The organism is Marinobacter sp. LV10R510-11A (assembly GCF_900215155.1).
Classification (GTDB): domain Bacteria; phylum Pseudomonadota; class Gammaproteobacteria; order Pseudomonadales; family Oleiphilaceae; genus Marinobacter.
The window spans coordinates 1,517,560-1,536,171 of the sequence record NZ_LT907980.1 but is presented as its reverse complement, the minus strand read 5'-3'; the positions used below and the strand labels follow the sequence as shown (position 1 = coordinate 1,536,171).

Genomic DNA, 18,612 nt, shown 5'->3' with positions numbered 1-18,612 from the left:
CCTTAGGGTTTGATAACCCGGTAGCCAAGGTCATCGCGGTAGTTGAGGCTGTATTTATCGTGCAGTGGCGCACCCTGTAAGCCGCTCAACCTGCCAGTTTCGTCCACCAGTGCTACTCGCAAGATGGCTTCTTCGTGTGCTGGATTACCCAGATAGAAACAATACTGCAAACGAAACCTTTCGAGCGTTTGGAGGGGTATTTGCAAGGGTGCGTCCTGTATACGCAGCGCCACCACCTGGCGCATAAGCGTAGCACTCAATTTCCGCCACTGTGCTTTGCTATACACTCGCCACTGCCAAGGTAGCGAATGCTGTTCACCATTCAACAATGTAATTCGCGTTACCCGGTCTTCTGGCACCAGCTTTATGTGCCGCAATAACAAAACGTCAAAACTGTCCGTTTCGCTATATCGTGTTTGCGCTTTGCTTTCCGGTAACGTATTACCCGCATCCGCAAGCGTGATGCGGGCAAGCTGCCGCATAGCCTTGCGTCCGGTACGCCAGCGAGTGCCGTTATCCAGGTCCGTCAGCATTCCGGCCAGTTCTGCAGACTCGTCACGAGTGGCATAGGTTCGTTCGATCAATGAACGAATGTCAGTCGATAATTGAATTTTAGCCACAGCCTGCCACACCTCCAGGCTGCGACACAGCACAAAGGGGCTGTATACGAAAGCGCTGTTGCCAAAGGCCTTTTCAGGAGCGCCGGTGGCGTACTGCAACTCAGGTGCCAGTACCCAGGCTTCACAGACTGCCGTGGTCGGTCTGGGGGTGTGCTCGTGTCGCCAGAGACGACCAAGGCGTTGCAGCAGCATATCTGTGGGCGCAAAGCGGCTCACCATAAAGTCTGCGTCTATATCCAGCGACTGTTCCAGTACTTGCGTACCAACCAGAATGCAGCCTTGCTCTGCTCTGTTTGACCAGCCCGCTTTGCCGAACCTGTTCACCCACAGCGACTCAAGCGCTTGTCGATCATCCGGCGTGTAGCGTGAGTGCAGCAAGCCACAAGCAACGCCCCTGTCTACTGCTCTCGCTGCCAGGTCAAGGTAACGCTGCTGAGCTTCCAAAACGGTATTTTCAATCCACAATACGTGCTGACCGTCCTCGGCGCGGTCAAGAGCTTCCTCAAGAGCCGTTTGCTCCGGCTCCAGCAAACGAATGGCCACACGCTGACCCACCGGGGCGGGCATGGAGACTTCCGCAACCAATCCGGCATTGGGCACGGCAGTGATCAAGGGGTATGCATCGCTCACCAGCTTACAGCCCAAAAGCTGTTCACGGCGATCACGATTGAGGGTAGCGCTGAGAATAATGACTGTGCATTGCAGTGCTTTCAATAACTCTATCAGCGCATCCAGCAAAGTGCCGGTGTAGGCATCGTAGGTATGCACCTCGTCAAGAATCACCACTTTACCGGCGAGCCCGAACGCCCGCACAAAGCCATGTTTGACGTTCATTGCGGCCATCAGCGCCTGATCAATGGTACCTACCGCAAAGGGCGCTAGCAGACCACGCTTGGCCTGATTGAACCAGGCACCACCGGGCCTGCCTTCTTCGCCCATATCAGTGTCTAGCAACCAAGCATTTCCATGTAGCAACAATGAACGGTGTTCACAATCATCGGCGAGTACACTGGCAAGAAACTCATTGAATCGCTCGAATATCTTGTTGGAAGTCAGTTGAGTCGGCAGCGCAAAGTAAATCCCGCTGGCTTGTTTGGTTTCCAGCATGCGATAGGCGACGTAAAGCGCCGCTTCGGTCTTGCCCAACCCCATAGGTGCTTCCAGCACATAGACCCCGGGACCCTTTACCTGGTCAATCAATTGTTGCTGGGCTGCGTGGGGTTGAAAAGAAAATACCTGCTCAAAACTCATACTTTGCCGGTAAGTAGCCGGCACGAAACCGGCTGCATCCAGGGCACGACCAATATTCTCCTGCCAGGGTGAATCTGGGTCTTCAAAAAACTGACCCGAGCCAATCCAGTCCGATACCGATGTGAGCCCCGCCAACAAACGTGCCTGTGGCATAGAATCTATGTGCGGCCAATTCATGCCCAGTCGTGATTTGAGTTCAACTACCAGAGCTTCGCGTTCATGCTGCCAGGCAGGCCCACCAAAAACACCATCATTTGCCCGCTTGCCGTCAACCGGCGGGGCAAAACCGTGGTGCTGGCCGAGAATTTCAGCTAAATATTCCGGTGTGTTGATTGCTTTCGCTGTTACTTGGCTGACACCCGCGTGACCGCCCCATTGGCTCTCCATTTTCGGGTTGATGTCGGGTATTGAAGCAATCCGTGCCATACCAGGCGTACAGGCCTGTCGTATCTTCTCTGCAAAATACGGGCTTACTTTGCCTATATCATGAGCTGCTGCTGCTAATGGAGCACCGGCAGGAAACAAGCCGCTAACCGGCATCCGGGCGATTATTTCGCGGGCAACTTCACCGACAATCTGGCAATGGTTCAACACTGACCTACCTTGAACAACATCGCCATTGACCTTTTTGAAGGTCTTCGCGGGACATTCACCAGATAATATTACTGGGTGGTCTACATTTGTTGTTGTTTTCGTTCTTCTTAGCATGCTCTCGCCCAAAATTACTTATGCAGCAAGCTGAACTAATTCGAGCCGATCCTCGATAGCGCAGCATTTAAAGTGGTTCTGGATACTTGGAAAAATTCAGCAACTTCTTTCGTGGTGATGTGAATGTCAGAGAGCATTGCCGCAGCCTTTCTCACATCAGCATCCGACATTGCGCGTTTTCGCCCACCCTTTCGTCCCCTTGCTCTGGCTGCCTGGAGTCCTGCTATCGTCCGCTCCCGAATCAGGTCGTGTTCAAACTCAGCCAAGGCACCGAAGATATGGAACACCAAGCGGCCACCGGAACTGGTGGTGTCGATGGATTCCGTCAGTGACTTGAAGCCGATTTCTCGATCATGGAGCTCCTGGACTATTTCAACCAGGTCTTTCAGCGAACGGGCAAGCCGATCCAGTTTCCAGACAACCAGAATATCCCCCTTTCGGAGGGTACGCAGACACTGCGACAGCTCAGGTCGTTCCCGGAGCTTGCCGGTAAACTTTTCTTGAAAGATCTGTTCGCAACCGGCTTTCTCCAGAGCATCGACCTGGAACTCCGGATTTTGATCTTGGGTACTGACACGTGCATATCCTATGATCATCAAACGAGCGTTTATTGATCGCACAAAGGGGTCAACTCACGAAACGGCAAATAAAACACGTCAAGGTCCGGTCAGTGCTAGATCAACATTGTTGATGGTCCGATGCTGCATTCGGTTTTGCCCATTAAAGACCGAGTTCGCTGTGAGGGCCTAAACGCACGAGCTGTAGCACCCCGACATTAGGCGTTCGATAAATCAACACTAGGTCGGGCTTGACGTGACAGTCGCGGTAATCTTTCCAGTCGCCGATCAGCGCGTGGTCGCGATGCTTCTCGGCCAAGGGTTGATCGTTCGCCAGCGCGACCACGACCTCGATGAAATTGCGCTCCAGCGTCGCCCTGTGGGCGCCTTTGGCTTCACGCTTAGTAGTCGCGTTTGAATTTCCCGGTACGCTCAATCGTCCGCATTCAAATCCGCCATCAGTCCCTCGACGGTGGCGAACGAAGGCAAGTTGCCACGGCGCGCTTCCTTCATCGCTGCGATGGTTTCGTCATTTGGGACCAACGGCTCAAAAGGTAGCGCCTTTTCGCGGGCAACGCGGGTGAGCAGGATGCGAAAAGCATCCGACACGGTAAGCCCCATGGCCGCCAATACAACGGTCGCTTCCTCCTTGATGTGCTCGTCGATCCGAGCACGCACAACAGCATTCGCTGACATAGTTCAATCCTCCACCTTGTTGAGCTACATTGTAGCCCAGTGTCCGAAATTAGGCAATAGAAAAACTTGAGCCGATGTCAAGCTGAACTATACCCTTAGGGGATGGTTTGATGTGACACGCAAAAGTGTCACTATTGGGTATAAAATTATTTTTGTGACAGTATCTTTTTTCTAACCACCCTAATGTGACAAAACACTATGCCCCTCATCGGATATGCACGCGTTAGCAGTGCAAGTCAGGATCTCGACATTCAAATCGGAAAACTGACCGACGCAGGCTGCGAAGTCATTCGATCCGAGACGGTGTCTGGCGCTTCGCGCGATGGGCGAGGCGAGCTAGAGACTGTGCTTGAGTTCTTGCGTCGAGGTGATGAGCTCGTTGTTCATCGCCTCGATCGTCTGGGTCGCTCTACCCGTGACGTACTGAATTTGGTCCATGAGCTGGATGCTCGGGGCGCCTCGTTACGCGTTCTTGAACCCGATATAACAACCAAGGGTGACATGGGTCGCATGATGATCACTGTCTTGGGCATGGTCGCGGACATGGAACTGAAGTTTATAAAGGATCGGCAGCGTGCCGGCATTGAGGTCGCGAAAGGCAAAGGGGCCTACAAGGGCCGCCGAAAAACTGTCGATGAAGCCGAAATCTACACACGCATGGCAAGTGGAAACACAAAGGCCCAGGTTGCCAGGGACATGGGCTTATCACGAATGACAGTTTATCGTGCTTTACAAAAGCTGCGATCTAATGAGGATAAGCCTGCTTAAAGCCTCGTCAGCAAAGCAATGCTGGGGGGCATTGGAACAACGCTATCTGTGTGCGTCGACAACTAAAACGAAATCGGCGACGGGTATGTATAATACACGCAACGAATAATGTGACTGCGAGGGGAAGCTTAGATTCGCGTACTCTTGAAACTCCGTTAAACATGAGGTCAAATAAGTAGTATTAGCGCTCGTTCGGAACGAACATTCATAATTATTGGACATATGCGTTTTTTCAAGATTAGTCTATTTTTTATTAATACGGGCTTAATCGACTGACTACTTGATATGCAAATTTAATTTATGTTGTGCATTTCACAAGAGGATGAAGTACAAGTTATGTCAGATCTCCAACTATTGATTGATATTATTAACGTCGCCCTTGTTCTGGTTTTAATTTACTGTTTTTTTTCAGTGCCTGCACAATTTATACGAAGGTTCCGCCGAAAAAGGCAGGGCCTTGCAGTTTCCCCCGCCTTTTTAGTACTTCGGAATATTTTAAAGTATTGGCTATTAACTGCACTGATTATTATTCCCGCATCTTGCGGACTAATATTTATGTTGGGTCAATCGGCTGGCCTCGATGGTGAAACAATATATGCTGTTATGGTTACGCAAGGGGTCGCCGGAAACATCCTTACATCACTGTTATTGGGGTATGTTTTCATGAAGGCAAATAAAGAAAATTGGAGTGAACCAGAGGCAGAAATTAAAAATTCTGTTAATAAATTGAGTTTTATTAAAAATTTGACGATTGTTGGCAATGATCGCATTAAGAAAGCCAAAGATAAGGCTCTAAAAAATACTGTGGGTTTCTATACAAAAATAGAAACAGAGGCGAGATCAATAGAAGGAAAACGTAACCACACGCCTGAAGAAGATGCTAGGTTAAAGCTCGAACGGGAAATATCTGACGAAGCTTCTAAAGAAGAAGTGTCTAGGTTAAAGCGAGAACACGAAAAAGCATTGGAAGATGCTGACATATGCAATAGAATTGATATTGAAAGCATAATGACAAGAGAAAAATGGGCCGATTTTCAAGAAAAACACTTTAAACCAATAAAAAGCTTAAAACAAAGGCGCCTACTAACTCAGTTTATAAGACGTTATGAACGTGAAGCCTTCCCCCTGCATAAGGCGATTTGGAACAATGATTATAATCTTACCAAAACCCTCATATTTTTTGGCTGTGATATCACACTCAAAAACTCTGAGGAAAGATCGGTAAGAGATATGGCTGCTGGTAATGTTAAAATAATTGCGCTAGTGGAACAAGCAATTAGGGAAACCTAATTTTCCGCTGAATCGCCCCCCCCAACTCGAAAAGCGAGCCAAGCTGGATTTAGGTGTTATCACCTTTTTCGTAGTTTATTTTTTTTCCATTTCCCGCGATTTTGGCGGAATTCAAGCGCACTGGTCTTAATCTGTTAGGTGTTTTTTACCAAGCCGCAGTAATGCATGTTGCTGCGGCCAGAGTCTTGCTTGGTGTACCGTATCGGAATGGATGCTCCCTCGGATGCTTCTTGCGAGTGCCAGGGGGGGAGCTGCACTATTGGAACCGCATTCCATGACCTGGTGGTTAACCACCTAAAATTCTCTCACTCAAAACCTACGATCAAAAAAGATACCTTTCCTGCTCGTAGATTGTTGTACGGAATAGTTGGGCGCCTAAGCGAGCCAAAACAGTACTTTTTGAGTAGCTGTTAAGAGCGTCCAGAAAACGACCCTTAAGCATGTGTCTCTATGCGAAATCCATCACTTCGGCCTCCGATCCCCCTCCATAATCTTAGCCACGAAAACCGATTTCCCATAAGTCTCGAAAGACCACTTCAGGGTATCGGAAAGAACGCTCATAACCTCGTCGTACTCACCGAAAATTTCCGTGCTCATGCGGCCGGCGACAACTTCCAGATTGGTCTCTTTCAGCCGGGCGATCAAATCCCAAATGGGTTGCTTGTAGTCATCCTTCAGGGGATAAAAACTCAGTTGCACAGACAGGAACATAAATACCTCCGGTTTCTCTGTTTATTGTCGCTTCTGCTGTCAGTAGCCCATGGCCGAGGAAGTGCTGCGCCTCGGGTCTGCGCCGCCGTACAGGGTGCCGTCTTCTCCTATCATGATACTCTGAATGGCCCCCATAGCCGAGTTGGTCACCACCTTGTGACCGCGCCTTTCGAGTAAGCGCACCGTGTCTGCGCTAATGCCTTGTTCAATGCGAATTTCATCCGGCAGCCACTGATGATGAATGCGGGGCGCGCTGACGGCTGTTTGTATGTTCATGCCGTGATCGATCACGTTCATGATTACCTGCAGGGTGGTGGTAATAATACGCGAGCCGCCCGGGCTGCCGGTTACCAGATAGTTGCGGTCGCCTTTGCGAACGATGGTCGGCGACATGGAGCTGAGCATGCGCTTACCGGGTTCCACCTTATTTGCCTCACCGCCAATCAAACCGTAGGCATTGGGCACGCCTGGCTTGGCGCTGAAATCATCCATTTCGTTATTGAGCAGAAAACCGGCGCCTTGCACGGTAATGCCTGAGCCGTAGCTGAAGTTGATGGTGTAGGTGTTCGATACCGAGTTGCCCCATTTATCGACAACCGAAAAATGCGTGGTTTCTGGGCTTTCGTAGCCTGGGGGCTGGCCGTAACGAATCTCGCCTGCGGGGCGGGCTTTGTTAGGCTTTATGTCTTGCCGCAGTTCTTCAGCATAAGCCTTGCTGGTCAGGCCTTTTAGCGGCACATCCACATAATCCGTATCGCCCAAATATTCTGAGCGATCGGCATAGGCAAGTTTCATGGCTTCCGCCATGTAGTGAATCGTATCGGCTGAGTTGTGGCCCAGCTCCTGAATTGGAAAACCTTCAAGAATGTTCAGTATCTGGACGATGTGTGTGCCGCCGGAGGAGGGTGGTGACATGGAGTAGATATCGTAACCCCGGTAGCTTCCATGCACCGGAGCGCGCACAACCGGCTCGTAGTCTTCTAGATCCTGTCGGGTTATAAGCCCTCCGTGTCTCTCCATCTCCTCGACTATCAGTTGTGCGGTTTCACCTTCATAAAAACCTTTCACGCCCTCGTCAGCAATGCGCTGCAGAGTGTCTGCCAATTCCGGCTGACGAAAGCGCTCGCCGGCTTGCCAGGCAGAGCCGTCTTCTTTATAGAAGGTCTCAAGAGTTGCGGGCCAGCGCTGAAGTCGTTCCTTCGCCTGCTCAAGGCCTTCGCTGAAGCGTTGCGGAACAATAAAGCCTTCTCTGGCGAGTTTGATGGCCGGGGCAAGCGCCTGTTTTAGGGGTAGGGTGCCGTGGCGTTCCAGTGCCATGGCAAAACCGGCAACCGTACCGGGAACGCCTGCGGCTAGATGGGTAAACCGGCTGCGGTTCTGCACCACTTCGCCGGATTCATCCTGATACATCGTTTCGGTGGCGCCCGAGGGTGCTTTTTCCCGGTAATCGATGGCTTCTGGCTCGGAGCCGTCGCCTTTGGATATCAGCATAAAACCGCCGCCGCCGATGTTACCTGATCTTGGCTGAGTAACGGCTAGCGCGAACCCGGCGGTTACGGCCGCATCCACCGCATTACCGCCGTCCTGCAGTACCTTCAGGGCGACCTCTGTTGCCAAAGTGTGACTGGTTGCTACCATGCCTTGGCGGGCACTGGCAGGATGAAATCGTTCGCCTTCAAGAATGGCTTGGCTGAAAACCGGCGTTGCCAGAGTTGTAAGGCATGCAGTCAGGATGAGTACACACAGGCCACCTGAGCGCCCAGTGAATCGGGTTTTCCAAGATTGCTGGTGTAGGCCTCTGTCCATGTCCCTGTTCCTCGTTTCTGGTGTTCAGATAGGCTATGATAGCCCGTCATTTTATAGGGTGCGTACCGCTAACCTTAGCACCTGTTCGGGCTGCCGTTTCCGACAATGGTTCCCGGCGCACCTGCTTTCCCGTTTGTCAGTTAAGGAAAGGCTTTACATGGAGCATACCTACCGTCTTGTGATTTCCTGCCCCGACAGGGTTGGAATCGTTGCCAAGGTGAGTAATTTTCTACAGACCTACAATGGCTGGATCACTGAAGCGAGCCACCATTCGGATACCTACACCGACTGGTTTTTCATGCGCCACGAGATCAAAGCCAAATCTATTCCTTTTGGCCTTGAACAGTTCCGCGCCGCATTTGCGCCGATCGCCCAAGAGTTCGATATGCAGTGGCATATTGCGGATTCGGCCCAGCCCAAAAAAGTGATTCTGATGTGCAGTAAGGAGTCCCACTGTGTGGCCGATCTCCTGTACCGCTGGCACAGCAATGACATCAACGCTGAGATTGTTGCGGTTATTTCTAATCACGACGATTTGCGTCGCATGGTGGAATGGCACGAAATCCCGTATCACCATATTCCGATGAGCAAGGAAAATCGTGAAGAGGCGTTCGCCCACGTCGACGAGCTTTTTCAGACCTACGAGGCCGATGTGGTGGTGCTCGCACGGTATATGCAAATCCTTCCAGCGGAGCTTTGTGCAAAGTACGCGGGCAAAGTGATCAACATTCACCACAGCTTTTTGCCATCCTTCGCTGGAGCGCGGCCGTACCATCAGGCATACAGCCGTGGGGTCAAGCTGATCGGTGCTACTTGCCATTACGTGACCCAGGATCTTGATGAAGGGCCGATAATTGAGCAGGACGTTATCCGCATTACCCACAGTGATAGCATTGAGGACATGGTGCGCCTCGGTAAAGATGTGGAGAAAAATGTTCTTGCCCGGGGATTGCGCTCTCATGTTGAGGATCGAGTGATCACTTACGAAAACAAGACGGTGGTATTTGATTAAGGCTGCCTCACAGATGCCCCTGAAAGGGTGCGACTGTGGTAGAATCGGCGGCTTGTTGAAGAATAACTACGGGGCCGAGAAGCGGCCCTGAAACGACTTCCAGATAACGCAAAGGAACTTTTCTCGATGGGTGAATTAGCCAAAGAGATCCTGCCGGTCAATATTGAAGATGAACTGAAGCAGTCTTACCTAGATTACGCGATGAGCGTAATCGTTGGGCGAGCGCTTCCGGACGTGCGGGATGGCCTCAAGCCGGTTCACCGTCGTGTTCTGTTCGCAATGTCCGAACTGAATAACGACTGGAACAAGGCCTACAAGAAGTCTGCCCGTGTGGTGGGTGATGTTATTGGTAAGTATCACCCTCACGGTGACTCTGCTGTTTACGACACCATCGTACGTATGGCTCAGCCATTCTCCCTGCGTTACCCGCTGGTAAACGGCCAGGGTAACTTCGGTTCTATCGACGGCGATAACGCGGCAGCCATGCGTTACACCGAAATTCGCATGGAGAAAATTGCACACTCCTTGTTGGCGGATCTCGAGAAAGAAACCGTAGACTTTGTCGATAACTACGATGGCACAGAGCGAATTCCTGAGGTAATGCCTACCCGGGTTCCTAACCTGCTGGTGAACGGCTCCTCGGGTATTGCGGTGGGCATGGCGACGAATATTCCGCCCCACAACCTGACCGAAGTGGTCACGGGTTGCTTGGCGCTGATTGATAATCCGGATCTCACCTGCGATGAGTTGATGGAGTACATTCCAGGCCCGGATTTCCCGACCGATGGCATCATCAACGGCCGTGCCGGCATTGTTGAGGCTTATCGTACCGGTCGTGGCCGCATCTACATTCGCGCTCGTCACGAGATTGAAACCGACAAGAAAACCAACCGCGTTGCCATCATCATCACCGAGCTGCCGTATCAGCTTAACAAAGCCCGTCTGATCGAAAAGATCGCCGAGCTGGTGAAGGAAAAGCGCCTGGAAGGCATCACCGAACTGCGGGATGAGTCCAACAAGGAAGGTATCCGCGTTTTTATCGAGTTGCGCCGCGGCGAGAACCCGGAAGTTGTGGTCAATAATCTGTTTAAGCAGACCCAGCTGCAGACGGTATTCGGTATTAACATGGTTGCGCTGATCAACGGCGAGCCGAGAATTCTTAATCTCAAAGAAATGCTGGATGCGTTCGTGCGTCACCGCCGTGAAGTGGTGACACGTCGTACCCTATTTGAATTGCGTAAAGCCCGCGAGCGAGGCCATATTCTTGAAGGCCTGACCGTCGCATTGGCCAACATCGATGAGATGATTGAGCTGATCAAAGCTTCTCCAAGCTCTTTGGAGGCTAAAGAAAAGCTGATGGCCAGAGGCTGGGCGCCTGGTAACGTCATGGCGATGCTTGAGCGTGCTGGCGAAGATGCCTGCCGCCCAGACGATCTGCCAGAAGCCTACGGCCTGCGCGGTGGTCTGTACTTCATGTCTCCAGAGCAGACTCAAGCTATCCTGGACATGCGACTGCACCGTTTGACCGGTCTGGAGACTGAAAAACTCCAGAACGAGTACAAGGAAATTCTAGCAAAAATTGCCGGCCTGCTGGAAATTCTGGGCGATCCAGATCGCCTGATGCAGGTTATCCGTGAAGAGCTAGAAGCTGTGGTAGAAGAGTTCGGTGACAAGCGTCGCACGGAAATAACCAGCTCCCAGCGCGACCTCACGGTTGCCGACCTGATTGATGAAGAAGATTTGGTTGTAACCATTTCCCACAGCGGTTACGCCAAGACTCAGGCAGTTGAAGACTATCAGGCTCAGCGCCGTGGTGGCCGCGGTAAAGCTGCGACCTCCATGAAAGACGAAGATTTCGTTGAGAAGCTGCTAGTTGCCAACTCCCACGACACCATTCTGTGCTTCTCTAACCGAGGCAAAGTTTACTGGTTGCGTGTATTCGAGATTCCCCGTGCCAGCCGCGCGTCCCGTGGTCGGCCAATGGTGAACATTCTGCCCCTGGATGAAAGTGAGCGCATCACAACTTTCCTGCCAGTGCGGGATTATCCAGAAAACCAGTTTGTTCTGATGGCAACGTCTGCGGGCGTTGTTAAGAAAACGCGTTTGCCGAACTTCTCCCGTCCGCGTAGCAGTGGCCTGATTGCCTTGTCTCTGGACGAAGGCGATACGTTGATCGGTGCTGCGATAACGGAAGGCGATGCTGAAATCATGCTGTTCTCCACAGCTGGCAAAGCGGTTCGCTTCAACGAAGAGGCGGTTCGCCCGCTGAGCCGGACGGCGCGTGGCGTACGTGGTATCAGAATGCCCGAGGGCCATCACGTGGTCTCCCTGATCATTCCTCAGGAAGGCTGCGTTATTCTGACCGCCAGTGAGAACGGTTATGGCAAGCGCACCGCGATTGATGAGTTCCCGACGTACAATCGTGGCAGCCAGGGCGTTATCGCCATGCAGTGCTCCGAGCGTAACGGCAACCTAGTAACCGCGTTGCAGCTGTTCGATGGCGACGAAATGATGCTGATTTCCGATAAGGGCACGCTGGTTCGTACCCGCACGGATGAAGTATCGGTTCTTAGCCGGAACACCCAGGGCGTGCGTTTGATCAGGCTGAGCCAAGAAGACGAGCGCCTGGTGGGCGTGGAGCGGATTGCTGAAACCGACGATGAAGACATCGAAGGCGAAGTTGTAGACGGCGAAGCTATCGAGGGCGAAGACGCTTCAACAGATGAAAGCGAAGACAACAGTCCGGAGCAGGATGCTGGCGAGGAATAAGCCAGCACTGCCGAACACCGAATCCGCCAGACGTGAGAGACCACAGGAACATGAGCAGGGCGTATAACTTTTGTGCAGGTCCGGCAACGCTGCCGGAAAGTGTGCTGGCACAGGCACGGGATGAAATGTTGGACTGGCGTGGCACGGGCATGTCGGTAATGGAAATGAGCCATCGTGGCGATGCGTTCATGGAAATTGCCGAAACCGCTGAGCGAGACCTGCGCGAATTGGCGGGCGTATCAGACGATTACGCCGTTCTCTTTATGCAGGGTGGAGCTTCCAGTCAGTTCTCCACGATTCCCTTGAACTTGCTTGGCGACAAAACGTCTGCGGATTATGTAAACACCGGCATTTGGTCGAAAAAGGCCATTGCGGAAGCCAATCGTTATGCCGATGTGAACGTCGTCGCTAGCTCGGAAGAGGGCGGCTTCGCCAGCATTCCGGATCAAGCGACTTGGCAGACTCATGCCGATGCGGCGTACCTGCATTACACGCCGAACGAAACCATCGGCGGCCTAGAGTTTGATTTTGTTCCCGACAGCGGCGATGTGCCGCTGGTGGCGGACATGTCTTCTACCATGCTTTCTCGCCCGGTAGATGTGTCCAAGTTCGGGCTGATTTACGCAGGCGCTCAGAAAAATATCGGTCCCTCTGGGCTAGTCGTGGTCATTATTCGGAAAGACCTTCTGGGCAAAGCCCGCAAGGAAACGCCAACCATGATGAACTACCAGGTTATTGCGGATAACGGTTCTATGTACAACACGCCGGCGACGTATTCTTGGTATCTCGCGGGCTTGGTATTTAAGTGGTTGAAAGCCCAAGGCGGCGTGAAAGCCATGGGTGAGACGAACTTAAGGAAGGCGCAAAAGCTGTACGGCTTTATCGATACCAACGAGTTTTACGCCAACCCTATTGAGCCACGCTTCCGCTCTTGGATGAATATTCCATTCACTCTGCGTGATGATGCTCTGAACAGTGCCTTCCTTGAAGGAGCCGACGCCCGGGGTTTGCTGAACCTGGCCGGTCACCGCTCTGTAGGCGGCATGCGTGCTAGTATTTATAACGCCATGCCAGAGGCCGGTGTGGATGCGTTGATTCAGTACATGACAGAATTTGCCAAGGAGCGGGGCTGATCATGAGTGATGAGCAGGCCCGCCTTGGAGAGCTACGGGAAGAGATAGACAGCCTTGATCAGAGAATCTTGGAGCTGATCAGCGCTCGGGCGAAATGCGCCCAGGAAGTGGCTCATGTGAAAACGGCTGCCAACCCCGAGCAGAACGTGTTTTTCTACCGACCCGAGCGGGAAGCTCAGGTTCTTCGCCGCATTAAAGAGGCCAATCCAGGCCCTCTGCCTGGCGAGGAAATGGCCCGGCTGTTTCGCGAAATAATGTCGGCCTGCCTGGCGCTGGAAAAGCCCATGCATATAGCCTTTCTTGGGCCTGTCGGCACGTTTACTCAGGCGGCCGCTCTCAAGCATTTCGGGCATTCTGTAGTCAGCGTGCCGTTACCGGCGATTGATGCGGTGTTCCGCGAGGTGGAATCCGGAGCTGCCCATTACGGTGTGGTGCCGGTGGAAAACTCCACAGAGGGCATGATCAACCATACGCTTGATATGTTTATGACGTCTCCGCTGAAAATCTGCGGTGAAGTACAGTTAAGAATTCATCACCATCTTCTGGTTTCACCGGAGTTCCGGGATCAGGAAATAACCCGCATCTACTCGCACCAGCAGTCGTTTGCCCAGTGTCGTCAGTGGCTGGATACCCATCGCTATGGCATTGAGCGAGTGACTGTATCCAGTAATGCCGAAGCGGCACGCCGGGCCGCCAAAGAACCAGGCACCGCCGCGATTGCCGGTGATATGGCAGAAGAGCTTTACGGTTTGGAGAAGCTGGCCAACAGCATTGAAGACAGGCCAGACAACACCACCCGATTCCTGATTATCGGCCGCGAAGAAGTGCAGTCGAGCGGGCATGACAAATCATCGATCGTTGTTTCCATGAGAAACAAACCGGGTGCGTTGTATCAATTGTTGGAGCCGTTTCACCGCCATGGAATAAGTCTTACGCGGCTAGAGACCCGGCCCTCGCCCAGTGGCACCTGGACGTATGTGTTCTATATCGATTTTGAAGGGCATATAGACGATGAGCAGGCACATAAAGCGCTTGCTGAGGTAGAAGAAGAAGCCGTTGAGCTCAAGCGGTTGGGTTCCTACCCCATCGGTGTTCTCTAGTACTTATCACGAGAGCTTAGCATTAGAGCTTCGCGACAGATAATTAAAGGAAGGTATATGGCCATTGATTATCAAAGCCTTGCTGTAGAGGGCGTTCAGGCCTTGTCTCCCTATCAGCCGGGCAAGCCAATCAGCGAGTTGGCCCGTGAATTGGGTCTGGATCCGGCTGAGGTGGTCAAGCTTGCCAGCAATGAAAACCCTTTGGGCCCCAGCAAAAAAGCGACCGCTGCGGTTGAAAGCGCACTGACCGATCTTTGTCTGTATCCCGATGGCAATGGCTTTGATTTAAAGCAGAAGCTGTCTGGGCGCCTTGGTGTTGAGGCTGACCAGATCACGCTTGGGAATGGCTCAAACGACGTACTCGAAGTGATCGCCCGTTGCTTTGCTGATGCAAATTCCGAGGTTGTGTTCTCCCAGTATGCGTTTGCTATTTACCCGATCGTTACTCAAGTTATTGGCGCGAAGGCTGTTGCTGTGCCGGCCAAAGATTGGGGGCACGATCTGGATGCCATGGCCGCGGCCGTAACAGAGCGCACTCGTCTGATATTCGTAGCCAACCCGAACAACCCTACGGGAACTGTACACAACTCGGGCGCCATTGAAGCGTTTCTGAGTAAGATTCCTGAAGATGTACTGGTGGTTCTAGATGAAGCCTACTGCGAGTACATGACCGGGGAGAGCGATCCCGACGGGGTTGCCTTGTTAACCCGTTTTCCGAACTTAATTGTGTGCCGCACGTTTTCCAAAGCCTGGGGTCTTGCGGCCCTGCGCGTTGGCTACAGCGTAAGCTCACCGGCTATTGCCGATATCCTGAACCGTGTTCGTCAACCCTTTAACGTAAGCGCCGTGGCACTGGCAGCCGCTGCGGCAGTGCTGGATGATGAAGACTACCTGCAGCGCTCCCGCGAGATCAATACCGCAGGATTGAAGCAGCTAGAAGAGGCCTTTGATCAGATGGGCCTTCGGTATATTCCGTCATCCGGGAACTTTGTGGCTGTTGAAATAGGGCCCCAAGCCATGGGCGTTTACCAAGTTTTGTTGGCCCAAGGTGTTATTGTGCGCCCGATTGCGGGTTACGGTATGCCCAACCACCTACGGGTTTCGGTGGGTTTGCGCGAGCAAAACGAACACTTTATCGACGCGCTCTCGAAGGCGCTGGCAGCAGCCGGGCAGGGAGCCTAAGGTGCCATCCCGCGAACCGCTTTTTCAGCGTGTTGCCATTATTGGGTTAGGCTTAATAGGTGGTTCGCTGGCCGGCGCTATTCGCAAACACGGTTTGGCGCATGAGGTCGTTGCTGCGGATCAACGCAAAGAAGACCTGCTGCTAGGCGAGTCCCAGGGTGTGATTGATACGATTGCGCAAACGGTTGCCGAAGCGGTGCAGGGCGCAGACCTTGTTGTGCTGGCCGTGCCGGTACAGGCGACCCGCAAGGTGCTTGAAGAAATACGCCCGCATCTTGCGGCAGATGCCATTCTTACAGACGTTGGCAGTACCAAGTCCGGTTTCGTGAAGGACGTTGAGGCTGTCTTCGGCGAGTTTTTGCCCTGTATTATTCCGGGGCATCCCATTGCGGGTTCGGAGAGAAGTGGCATCCGTGCGGCTAATTCGGATTTGTTCAGAAACCACAAAGTTATACTGACTCCCCCAGATAACGTCAGCAGTAATGATCTCGCCAAGCTTCAAGCTTTGTGGGAGGCGTGCGGCGCTACCGTACTCACCATGTCTGTGGCTTATCACGATGAAGTGCTGGCGGCGACCAGCCATCTACCCCATCTGATTGCCTTCTCGCTGGTTGATACGCTGGCCGGGGAAGGCCAGAACATGGATATATTCCGGTATGCAGCAGGCGGGTTCCGTGACTTTACTCGCATTGCCGCAAGCGATCCGGTTATGTGGCACGATATCTTTCTTTCCAACAGCGACGCCGTTCTTCGGGTGATTGATCATTTCACCCATGATCTGGATCAGTTGCGCACAGCAATTGCCGAGCAAGACGGCGCCATGCTGTTGCGGGTATTTAGCCGCGCCAAGGCGGCCCGCGAACACTTTTCAAAAATGCTTTCAGGACAGGCCTACGTGACAAATAACAGTGAAAAGCAGGTAACGTTCCGCCTCCAGCCCGGTGGCTCAGTAACCGGCGACATACGGGTGCCCGGTGATAAATCCATTTCCCATCGCTCAATTATGCTCGGCGCTCTCGCCGACGGCATAACCGAAGTGAAAGGCTTTCTCGAGGGCGAAGACAGTCTCGCCACGATACAGGCGTTCCGGGATATGGGCGTTACGATTGAGGGGCCAGATAACGGCTTTGTGCGCATCCACGGTGTTGGAATGCATGGTTTACAGGCACCGCGTAGCCCGATATATCTCGGTAACTCTGGCACAGGCATGAGGTTGTTCACCGGTCTGTTGGCCGCGCAGCCTTTTGAATCTGAACTTACGGGTGATGCCAGTCTTTCAGTGCGACCTATGAATCGGGTCGCTGACCCGCTTCGGTCTATGGGTGCAGTGATCGACACGGCAGAGGGTGGACGTCCGCCTTTGAAAATTCGGGGCAGCCAGAACAAGAAGCTTACCGGTATTCACTACGATATGCCGGTTGCCAGTGCTCAGGTGAAATCCTGTCTGTTACTTGCAGGTTTGTATGCTGAGGGAACAACCTCTGTTACTGAGCCAGCGCCGACTCGTGATCATACCGAGCGTATGCTGGCAGGGTTTGGCTATAAGGTAGAGCGGGATGGCCCAACGGCCAGCGTTACAGGTGGTGGCAAGCTGACGGCTAATGCCATTGATGTTCCCGCAGACATATCGTCGGCCGCTTTTTTCATGGTTGCCGCTAGTATTGCTCCGGGTTCCGATCTGACTCTGCGCCATGTAGGTATGAACCCAACACGGATAGGCGTGATCAACATTCTGCAGCAAATGGGCGGAAATATTGAAATCATGGCCGAGCGTGAGATCGGTGGCGAGCCGGTTGCCGATCTGCGCGTTCGCTTCGCTGAGCTCAAGGGTATCAATATCCCAGAAGACCAGGTGGCATTGGCTATCGATGAGTTCCCGGCGCTGTTTATTGCGGCGGCTTGCGCCACCGGCCGAACTGTTCTGACCGGTGCTGAGGAGCTGCGGGTAAAAGAAAGCGACCGTATTCAAGTAATGGCAGACGGCCTTGCAACACTGGGTATAGAAACCACGGTTACGGAAGATGGCATTGTGATCGAAGGCGGCCAAACTATTAAGGGTGGCACTGTTTACAGCCATGACGACCACCGCATTGCCATGTCTTTTGCGGCGGCCTCTTTGCGCGCCACCGAAGAGATTGAAATAACTGACTGCGCCGTTGTGGCGACATCCTTCCCGGGCTTCGTAGAGCTTGCCCGAGAAACAGGCATCAATATTTCAGCCGAAGTGTCTGGCGGCGCGAGCGCTGAACAGGGAGCACGTTAATGTCGGAAGGCAGCGCACCAGTCATCGCGGTTGACGGCCCGGGTGGTTCAGGCAAGGGTACAGTTACCCAAATGCTGGCGAAAAAACTGGGCTGGCACCTGCTCGACAGTGGTGCGCTCTACCGGCTAACGGCTCTTGCGGCAACGCGCCAAAACGTATCGCTAGATGATGAAGCCGCGTTGATCCGTGTTGCTGCGTCTCTGGATGTGGCCTTCGAACCCACGCCCGAGGGCGAGCCTGTAAAAGTGATTTTGGCCGGGGAGGATGTTACCGGTGACATCCGCACGGAAACCTGCGGCAACAACGCATCTAAGATTGCCGTAATGCAACCGGTGCGTGATGCGCTTCTGCAACGCCAGCGTGACTTCCAGCAGAAACCAGGGTTGGTAGCCGATGGCCGCGATATGGGCACGGTTGTGTTCCCGAATGCACCGGTTAAGATTTTCCTAACAGCCAGTGCGCAAGAGCGTGCCCGGCGGCGTTTCGGCCAGTTGAACGCTGCGGGAGTCGATGTTAGTATTGACGCCGTTTTAGAGGAGATACGGGTTCGTGATGAACGAGATATGAACCGTTCCGCAGCCCCTCTCAAGCCTGCAGATGATGCGCAAGTCATTGATTCTACGGGTTTGAGTATAAAGGAGGTGCTCGACAGATGTATGGCTGTAGTAGGTCAGATCTGACTTCGCCTTTTTGTCGTTGAAATGCCGGAAACAGCGAAACCTGCCAGCCGCTGGCTGATTCCGGAA

14 protein-coding genes and 1 pseudogene are annotated in these 18,612 nt (G+C 52.9%); 9 read left to right on the top strand and 6 right to left on the bottom strand.

Annotated features, from left to right (window positions below):
- Window positions 1–2 precede the first annotated feature (2 nt).
- From cas3 to CPH80_RS07325, 4 genes and pseudogenes are all read right to left on the bottom strand, one after another.
- Window positions 3–2,462: a CRISPR-associated helicase Cas3' gene (gene cas3, locus CPH80_RS07340; RefSeq protein ID WP_197703621.1), complete on the bottom strand. Its 2,460-nt coding sequence runs from the start codon at window positions 2,460–2,462 to the stop codon at window positions 3–5.
- Window positions 2,463–2,614: 152 nt separating this feature from the next.
- Window positions 2,615–3,175, bottom strand: coding sequence for a recombinase family protein (locus CPH80_RS07335; protein ID WP_096276523.1), 561 nt, complete (start codon window positions 3,173–3,175; stop codon window positions 2,615–2,617).
- A 124-nt stretch (window positions 3,176–3,299) separates the two neighbouring features.
- Window positions 3,300–3,582, bottom strand: a pseudogene (locus tag CPH80_RS07330) (type II toxin-antitoxin system YafQ family toxin).
- Complete coding sequence (locus tag CPH80_RS07325; RefSeq protein WP_096276521.1) at window positions 3,569–3,832, bottom strand: type II toxin-antitoxin system RelB/DinJ family antitoxin; 264 nt, start codon at window positions 3,830–3,832, stop codon at window positions 3,569–3,571. Before CPH80_RS07325 ends, CPH80_RS07330 begins: the two are co-directional and overlap by 14 nt.
- A 198-nt stretch (window positions 3,833–4,030) precedes the next feature.
- Here CPH80_RS07325 and CPH80_RS07320 point away from each other — a divergent pair, with 198 nt between their 5' ends.
- Window positions 4,031–4,600 carry a recombinase family protein gene (locus CPH80_RS07320; protein ID WP_096276519.1) on the top strand — a complete coding sequence of 190 codons (570 nt, stop codon included), beginning with the start codon at window positions 4,031–4,033 and terminating at the stop codon, window positions 4,598–4,600.
- Window positions 4,601–4,936: 336 nt separating this feature from the next.
- Window positions 4,937–5,890: an ankyrin repeat domain-containing protein gene (locus CPH80_RS07315; protein WP_096276517.1), complete on the top strand. Its 954-nt coding sequence runs from the start codon at window positions 4,937–4,939 to the stop codon at window positions 5,888–5,890.
- A gap of 462 nt (window positions 5,891–6,352) precedes the next feature.
- Here the strand turns inward: CPH80_RS07315 and CPH80_RS07310 are convergent, their stop codons facing one another.
- Both CPH80_RS07310 and ggt read right to left on the bottom strand, forming a co-directional pair.
- Window positions 6,353–6,601, bottom strand: coding sequence for a YkoF family thiamine/hydroxymethylpyrimidine-binding protein (locus CPH80_RS07310; RefSeq protein ID WP_096276516.1), 249 nt, complete (start codon window positions 6,599–6,601; stop codon window positions 6,353–6,355).
- A 39-nt stretch (window positions 6,602–6,640) separates the two neighbouring features.
- Window positions 6,641–8,407 (bottom strand): gamma-glutamyltransferase, encoded by a 1,767-nt coding sequence (ggt, locus tag CPH80_RS07305; RefSeq protein ID WP_096276514.1) that lies wholly within the window; start codon window positions 8,405–8,407, stop codon window positions 6,641–6,643.
- A 157-nt stretch (window positions 8,408–8,564) separates the two neighbouring features.
- On the opposite strand from ggt, the gene purU reads away from it, so the two are divergent.
- The 7 genes from purU (at window position 8,565) to cmk (ending at window position 18,546) form a co-directional block, all read left to right on the top strand.
- Window positions 8,565–9,419 carry a formyltetrahydrofolate deformylase gene (purU, locus tag CPH80_RS07300; RefSeq protein ID WP_096276512.1) on the top strand — a complete coding sequence of 285 codons (855 nt, stop codon included), beginning with the start codon at window positions 8,565–8,567 and terminating at the stop codon, window positions 9,417–9,419.
- 126 nt (window positions 9,420–9,545) lie between these two features.
- Window positions 9,546–12,188, top strand: a complete 2,643-nt coding sequence (gene gyrA / locus CPH80_RS07295) for a DNA gyrase subunit A (protein ID WP_096276510.1) — start codon at window positions 9,546–9,548, stop codon at window positions 12,186–12,188.
- A 50-nt stretch (window positions 12,189–12,238) separates the two neighbouring features.
- Complete coding sequence (gene serC, locus CPH80_RS07290) at window positions 12,239–13,321, top strand: 3-phosphoserine/phosphohydroxythreonine transaminase (protein WP_096276509.1); 1,083 nt, start codon at window positions 12,239–12,241, stop codon at window positions 13,319–13,321.
- 2 nt (window positions 13,322–13,323) lie between these two features.
- Window positions 13,324–14,421, top strand: a complete 1,098-nt coding sequence (gene pheA, locus CPH80_RS07285) for a prephenate dehydratase (protein WP_096276507.1) — start codon at window positions 13,324–13,326, stop codon at window positions 14,419–14,421.
- Between the two features lie 57 nt (window positions 14,422–14,478).
- Entirely contained in the window at window positions 14,479–15,603 is a 1,125-nt protein-coding gene (hisC, locus tag CPH80_RS07280; protein ID WP_096276505.1) for a histidinol-phosphate transaminase, read from the top strand.
- Window position 15,604: 1 nt separating this feature from the next.
- A complete protein-coding gene (locus tag CPH80_RS07275; protein ID WP_096276503.1) occupies window positions 15,605–17,866 on the top strand; it encodes a bifunctional prephenate dehydrogenase/3-phosphoshikimate 1-carboxyvinyltransferase in 2,262 nt (753 codons plus the stop codon).
- Complete coding sequence (cmk, locus tag CPH80_RS07270) at window positions 17,866–18,546, top strand: (d)CMP kinase (protein ID WP_096276501.1); 681 nt, start codon at window positions 17,866–17,868, stop codon at window positions 18,544–18,546. Before CPH80_RS07275 ends, cmk begins: the two co-directional genes overlap by 1 nt.
- The last annotated feature ends 66 nt before the right edge of the window (window positions 18,547–18,612 follow it).

What these genes read in the sequence shown, in the direction of transcription:
- CPH80_RS07335 (WP_096276523.1), bottom strand. Translation starts at nt 3,175, where the DNA reads ATGATCATAGGATATGCACGTGTCAGTACCCAAGATCAAAATCCGGAG.
- CPH80_RS07325 (WP_096276521.1), bottom strand. Translation starts at nt 3,832, where the DNA reads ATGTCAGCGAATGCTGTTGTGCGTGCTCGGATCGACGAGCACATCAAG.
- CPH80_RS07320 (WP_096276519.1), top strand. Translation starts at nt 4,031, where the DNA reads ATGCCCCTCATCGGATATGCACGCGTTAGCAGTGCAAGTCAGGATCTC.
- CPH80_RS07315 (WP_096276517.1), top strand. Translation starts at nt 4,937, where the DNA reads ATGTCAGATCTCCAACTATTGATTGATATTATTAACGTCGCCCTTGTT.
- CPH80_RS07310 (WP_096276516.1), bottom strand. Translation starts at nt 6,601, where the DNA reads ATGTTCCTGTCTGTGCAACTGAGTTTTTATCCCCTGAAGGATGACTAC.
- ggt (WP_096276514.1), bottom strand. Translation starts at nt 8,407, where the DNA reads ATGGACAGAGGCCTACACCAGCAATCTTGGAAAACCCGATTCACTGGG.
- purU (WP_096276512.1), top strand. Translation starts at nt 8,565, where the DNA reads ATGGAGCATACCTACCGTCTTGTGATTTCCTGCCCCGACAGGGTTGGA.
- gyrA (WP_096276510.1), top strand. Translation starts at nt 9,546, where the DNA reads ATGGGTGAATTAGCCAAAGAGATCCTGCCGGTCAATATTGAAGATGAA.
- serC (WP_096276509.1), top strand. Translation starts at nt 12,239, where the DNA reads ATGAGCAGGGCGTATAACTTTTGTGCAGGTCCGGCAACGCTGCCGGAA.
- pheA (WP_096276507.1), top strand. Translation starts at nt 13,324, where the DNA reads ATGAGTGATGAGCAGGCCCGCCTTGGAGAGCTACGGGAAGAGATAGAC.
- hisC (WP_096276505.1), top strand. Translation starts at nt 14,479, where the DNA reads ATGGCCATTGATTATCAAAGCCTTGCTGTAGAGGGCGTTCAGGCCTTG.
- cmk (WP_096276501.1), top strand. Translation starts at nt 17,866, where the DNA reads ATGTCGGAAGGCAGCGCACCAGTCATCGCGGTTGACGGCCCGGGTGGT.